Genomic DNA, 4,721 nt, shown 5'->3' with positions numbered 1-4,721 from the left:
CTTCAAGACGTTGGCGTTCCGCTTCTTCGGCTTTCAAGCGAGCCTCTTCTTCAAATTTAAGATCTGACAACTCTGCAACTTTATTTACAAGATGACTTAAAGTGTAGCGGAAAGCTCCTGCATCTACGTGCCCATTCTGTAAGTTAAAGGTAGCCTTATTACTATCACCTGAAATTTCAAATAACGCTAATTTTTCAGGCGTTGCACGGCTCACTTCACGGCCAGAATCCTGCACCGCAATAGTATGCGTCCCTTCTACATCTTTTACTTTGACTTTATTGCCCAGCAAGCCGGCCAAATCCGTATTAAAATAGAAAAGCCCATCACCCGACAACTTACTCAATACGTTCAAAGTATTGAAACGAGAAAATTCATTTTGTGGATTTAAACGAATACGAGCATTGTTGAGTTTGAGTTGATCAACGGTACTATCGCCCAATAGCTCCCAAATTGTTCCGCTGCCAAATGTTGTACTCGAGCCTTTTTCTGCATTAATGGTTGCAGTTAATGTTCCCGCTGTTGCAGACAAAGTTGAGCCGGCCTTTTGCATAAGTTGCTGCACATAACTATCACCGTTCATATTCCAAGTTGAATCTGCCCAAAGTGTCGTTGTTGAAGTTTGATCCCCTAAAATACGGCTGGTTAAAGTCGCTTTATGGATATTTAAGGCAGAATTATTAGCTAAATTGACTTCATTTGCGACCGCTTGTGTGGTTGGTAGAAGATGATAAAAATCAGGGCTTAGATCTGTAATAGACGATGACCATTTTACCCTTTGTCCGTCATCAAATATTCTAAAATTACTGTCTTTTTTAAACCCTAAATTAAGGGTAGAGCTATCCTTAACTGAAACAGTTTCTGCAGAAAGTTCTGTCACATTGCGCCCGATATTGACAGTTCCTTGTTGGATTACAGAAAGATTTTTAACACGATAATCACGGTTAACCCAATCGGCACTATTTGTTACGGAACTTACGATCGAGCCGGCTATTCCATTAGGGTCTTGCGTAATAATATCTGCATAAGGATTATTTTTACCCTGTAAAGTTACGGTTGTACCATTAGCTGTGAGCGAACCATTTAAGTTAGCCCCGCCGGTCAAATAATAAGCTTTTCTTTCTCTTGTGCCATTAACTGTTTTTTGGATTTCAACATTTAGCTCGCCATTCGGCTTTGTCGCATCCGATTTAGCACCTAAAAAACCTTTAAAATTATCGTAATACTCGATTACGTTAAAAACGTAAGGTTTTAAAATTAGAGTAGTTTCTTTAGTTTGATTATGGTTGACAATATTTCCGCCATCATCGTAGTTACGTAACCCAATAAGCGTCAGATCATGTCCGTTTAAATCCAGTTTGCCGCCACGATAACCAAAGGAAAAGTTATTATCTTTCACTTGATTATCGTCCATCAAGGTTACCGTACCACGCCCACTCGTTAGCTCAACGGATGAAAAGGCTTGTTGCTCGCCCCGATAATCAGCTTGTTGGTTAAGTATCACTTCGCCATCGCCTACACTGATACCTCCGTGGTTAATACCGTTTCCATTCACATTCAAGGTACCGCTACCGAGCTTAGATAAAATATCCCTTACACATAAATTCTCATTATTACACTCATCTGCATTCCCACCTTCTAGCTTACGAGCTATCTCAGGTTGTTTCACACGCCAATTTAATCGTGCATTCTCACCTACGTAAACGCCAGAACCCACCCAGGTGTTATAGTCATTTGTAGCTGTAACATTGGCTTCTCCATATGTGAGATAAATACCGCCAGCTCCTTGATCAATAGGCTGTTCAAGATTGACAGTCAAGCCATCTGACAAATATAAATCTTGCCCATTATCAATCGCTGCTGCACCTTTGTCCGCATCAGAATAACGAGAATCATCGGTAATTTTTAAGGGGGTTCCCCCGACAAAATCACCATAATATCCTCGCTCTGTCGTCAAATAGCTCAAACCTGCTTCACTATATGGATTACTATACCAATGATAATTTGAACCACCCAAATTAGTTAATAATACCGGTCTATGACTTTCTTTTTCTGTTGTAACTTTATTAATAAATTCGCTATCAATCACAGTCCAACGATCGGATACATCGCTATTTCTAGTAGAACAATGTTCTGTTGTACAACCTTTACCACCTTGCGTTAAAGCAAATAACACCCAACGCCCTGTAGAACTATTGTAAGCATAAAGTGGAGAACCACTATCTCCTTTTAATGTATGGGTCATTAAAGGTCCACTAGCCCTATTTTCATTGGTTAATAAGGAAAAGAGATTACCTTCTGCGACAATATATTTTCCTTGTTGTGTTGAAGGGTTTTCAATATCAGCGGTGTCATAATCATAACCATTAATAGGTGAAATTGGCGTACCTCCTGTTAAATAGACATAAGCACCCATTTTTCTATCGTTAGTATCTGTTGTGTGATTCCAAACTTCTTGTGTTCCTGAACCTAAGCGTGCAAATGCGGTATATTCGGAAGGAATAACATTATTATTCAAACCACCCCATAAATGTGGCACTTCTGTACCCATAACAGCAGTGACCATTTTGCTTAAACGCGGTAGAGCGAAATCATAGTTATTACGAATCCCATAAAAATAATCTTCTTCTGGTACGTCTTGCCAATAGGTTGACGCACGATTATAGCTTGCGACTTGGTAACTTCTGCCACCAAAGGAAAGGTTATTTAAACGTTCATTGGTATTATGAGCCACACTAGCAATAAATTGATTGGAATTGACTATAGCGCTTGGGAGATTAACTAACGTTGCAACCCCCGTTCCAAAATTGGTTGCAGAAAAATCAGGCATTGGCACATCTTGCGGTAAAACTGTACCAAGAGAGTTACCATTATTATCATGAACAGGAATGTTTACTGCTTCAGGCTGATATTTCCCTTTGTTTTCAGCGAAATTACGAAATTCTTGGTAATCCACATCGCCACGCACTAAGGAGGCTTGGCTACTTAATGAGAATGGCACAAGCGTAGAAAGTAATAACAAATGCGTAAGCGATTTAGCTTTACCTTTGGTTTTCGCTAATTCGCCGGCCACAACATATTGCCCAAGGGCATTTTTGATGATTTTAAAAGTACGGTTCATAGTTAATGTTTAATGATAAAAAAGAAAAAGGGTTTATTGAGTAGCATCACCGCACCATAGCAAAGTGAGCAAAAAAAAAACAATTACTGTAAATATACTTTATTTTATTTACATGCGCAATCGTTTGCGGAAAATAAAAAAACGTAGTAAGAAAAGCCTCACTACGTTTTTTCTGTCTCTTGGCATTTAAGCAAGTTCCAAAATCATACCAGCGGCGACCGTATGATAAGTCGCTTCATCAATTAAGATAAATGAGCCCGTTGCTTGATTTTGAGCATAAGTCGTTGCGGTAATCGGTTTTTGGAGTAAAATTGTTACCTCGCCAATGTCGTTGAGTTGTAAAGTTTGTGCCTCGGTTGAGTTGGTTAAGGTTTTCACATCCAATACATGATCGACATTCGTGACTTTCGCAAAAACAGTTTGAGTGGTGTGTTTGAGCAAATATTTACGTGCCGGATTTAAGGCTCGTTGGTCAAACCAACACAAGGTGGCTTTGAGTTGCTTTGTGGCTTGAACAGTCGCATTTTCTGCAACAAACGTATCGCCTCGAGAGATATCAATATCGTCTTTTAAACGGAGTGTAACCTGTTCGCCTGCGCTCGCCTTTTCCACAATACCATTTGGACTGATAATCTCAACAACTGTAGAGCGGTAGCCATTTGGCTCAATACGAACAACATCACCTACTGCAATAGAACCCGCCTCAATACGCCCTTGATAACCTCGGAAATCATCCGCCTTATCCTGATCTAAACGGCTTACCAGTTGCACAGGGAAATGAAAATCTTCTGCTTTATCCGAGATACTTTCATTACTCGGTAAATTTTCCAAAATCGTTAAAAGAGGCTCGCCTTGATACCACGGTGTACGCTCACTCTGGTAAACCAAGTTGTCGCCGTGTAAAGCAGAAACCGGCACAAACCGCACATCAGAAAGCCCTAACTGCTGTGCTAATTTTTGATAAGCGGTCGAAATAGCCTCAAATTTTGCAACATCAAAGCCCAATAAATCAATTTTATTGACTGCCACAATAATATGTGGAGTACCTAAATGTTTTAAAATCGCTGAATGGCGTTTGGTTTGAGGTAACAATTCCACCTCATTACCGGAAAAATCTAACTGCGAAGCGTCAATAAGGACGACAGCTGCGTGAGCCGTAGAAGCGCCGGTAACCATATTACGGGTATATTGCTCGTGCCCTGGGGTATCCGCAATAATGAATTTTCGTTTTGCGGTTGAGAAATAGCGATACGCCACATCAATCGTAATACCTTGTTCACGCTCGGCTTCTAAACCATCGGTCAAAACAGAGAAATCAATCACTTCATTATTATTTTTTGCTTTATTGAGGCTTAATAGTTGGTCGCTAAGTAATGCTTTGCTATCGTAAAGTAAGCGACCAATAAGGGTACTTTTACCGTCATCAACACTGCCGGCGGTAATAAATCTTAGTGGTGCATATTGGTTTAACTGGCTCATATTTTGTTCCTTTCTTATCATTATTCGGCACATTTGCATTTTTACTCTCGCCCCTTGTGGGAGGTGTTATGTAGCACTTGCACAAAGTTTATTTAACTTCTCCCCCTCCGTTTACGGAGGGGGG

Annotated in this window: 2 protein-coding genes; both read right to left on the bottom strand. The window is 40.2% G+C overall.

Annotated features, from left to right (window positions below; translation table 11 throughout):
* Positions 1 to 3,118: S6 family peptidase (locus AM305_RS11560; RefSeq protein ID WP_005826348.1), on the bottom strand; the 3,118-nt coding region annotated here is incomplete at its 3' end.
* Between the two features lie 186 nt (positions 3,119 to 3,304).
* Positions 3,305 to 4,597, bottom strand: a complete 1,293-nt coding sequence (locus tag AM305_RS11555; RefSeq protein WP_005826346.1) for a sulfate adenylyltransferase subunit 1 — start codon at positions 4,595 to 4,597, stop codon at positions 3,305 to 3,307.
* Positions 4,598 to 4,721 lie beyond the last annotated feature (124 nt).

The sequence above is a fragment of the Actinobacillus minor NM305 genome, from assembly GCF_000175195.1.
Lineage (GTDB): Bacteria > Pseudomonadota > Gammaproteobacteria > Enterobacterales > Pasteurellaceae > Haemophilus_A > Haemophilus_A minor.
The sequence above is the reverse complement of the archived record's forward strand: the minus strand, read 5'-3'. Positions and strand labels throughout refer to the sequence as shown.